The following is a 1,672-nucleotide window of genomic DNA, read 5'->3' on the forward strand; positions in this document are numbered from 1 at the left end:
AAAAAGAACAAACGTTTGCTGATAATTAAATTCTCATGCTCTTTCACCCACTTACGTAACTGAAGTTTACCAATATAAATACTGGAGCCAAGTATAATACATTCTGCATTCAGCAGCTGCTGCGTGGTTTCCAAACCGGCCGGAACAACCGGCCATCCAAGGGCGTCTCCCAACCACAACGCATACTGACGGGTAGCGCCATATTTACCCTTATAAATTATAAGACCTTTCATAAACAGCTGTATTAAGGATGAGTAATAAATACAGGGATATTAACTGTGCGCAGAATATTATCCGCATCACTCCGGTGAAAAAAGCGGGATACGCCGCTTCTGCCGTAGGCTCCATAGGTAACAATACAATCATTCCGGTCAATCAGCAGTGCCAGGAACTCGGTAGCTGGTTCCCCATTCAGGATAGCATATTCTACCGTGTCATAATGTAAATCCATATATTCACGGAGTTTGGGCTCCCAGGGAATGTTATGGTTATTATTTTCTGCTACATACACCACTTTCACCGGCATATCGGAATAACCAGGGAAAAGCTGGGTGAACTGTTTTATGGCATACATAGAAGAGTATGAGCCATTATAGGAGAATACAACCTGTTTAATGGCCGGCATCACTTCGGGCAACACCATAACAGGGCATTCAGCGTCTGCCAGCAGGTCTTTTACGAACCTGGGCGGGTCTGTATCATACAGGGTAGCAAATGAAGTGCTGTTATTAATCAACAAAAGATCGGCAAACCGGCTTTCTTCTATCACTTTCTCCGCCGGCATTCCTGCTGTTTCCCGGACTTTAATTTCCACGTTACCGTCATCATAAAGCTCACGAAGTTGTTTCAGGTTGTTATCACGCCGAAATTCCAACGCTGCCCGGCTCTCGGCAGTAATCTGCTCATAATTGTATGCATAGCCTCCCGGGTACATCACACCTGCCGGCGTTAGTTCACTCACAATATCGTCAAGGCATATTACCGTTAAGGGACTTTGTGCTTCTTTCGCAAAATATTTAAAAGTTGCTACCTGCCCCGGAGCAAACTGGAGTGCATCTATGGCTGCAATAATTTTTTTCATAATGATTATAGCATTAATAATGAGTAATAAAAAACGGTCGTGTCACCAGTTTTACCACCAGTGAAGCTGGATTAGGAATAAATACGTTGGATAAAATACCCCGTCCGTAGGCTCCCATCACAATAAATACTTTTTCCTTACTGATCATGAATTCCAGCAAACGGGTGCTTACACGTTCATCCTCCACTAACAGGATCTCTGCGTTGGTGTAGTGCGTATCCAGCCACTCCTTTAATCTTGATTCGTCTCCCCTGATAGGTCTGCCGGTTCCTGTTATACTCAGTACGGTAGCTTTACAGGTTCCAAGTTCAGGAAACATATTTGCAAACTGTTTCATGGCAAACACCGATGAGCAACTTCCGTTATAGGTAAAAACAATCTCATCCACCCCTTCAAAGCTTTCAGGCGCCAATACTACAGGGCATTCAGACTTCTCCAGCACTTCTTTTACAAATGTAGTAGGAACGCTTTCCGGCCTCCAGGAAAACGAAGTAGCTGCATCCAATACTATCAGATCAGCGTAACGGCTTTCATTTATCACCTCCGTAGCCGGCATTCCCTTGTCCAAATGTACCAGGCAATTCACGCCAT

General features: G+C 44.3%; 3 protein-coding genes. All 3 read right to left on the minus strand.

Annotated elements, in window-relative coordinates; genetic code table 11:
- Window positions 1-233, minus strand: a 233-nt coding sequence (locus VN105_RS07680) for a flavodoxin domain-containing protein (RefSeq protein ID WP_325639535.1), incomplete at its 3' end; no start/stop codon positions are given.
- 11 nt (window positions 234-244) lie between these two features.
- Entirely contained in the window at window positions 245-1,081 is an 837-nt protein-coding gene (locus VN105_RS07685; RefSeq protein WP_325639537.1) for a universal stress protein, read from the minus strand.
- Window positions 1,082-1,094: 13 nt separating this feature from the next.
- Window positions 1,095-1,672 (minus strand): hypothetical protein (locus VN105_RS07690; protein WP_325639539.1); only part of this gene is annotated, 578 nt, incomplete at its 5' end.

Origin of the sequence: Chitinophaga sp., assembly GCF_035564935.1 — a bacterium.
In the GTDB taxonomy this organism is placed as follows: Bacteria; Bacteroidota; Bacteroidia; order Chitinophagales; family Chitinophagaceae; genus Chitinophaga.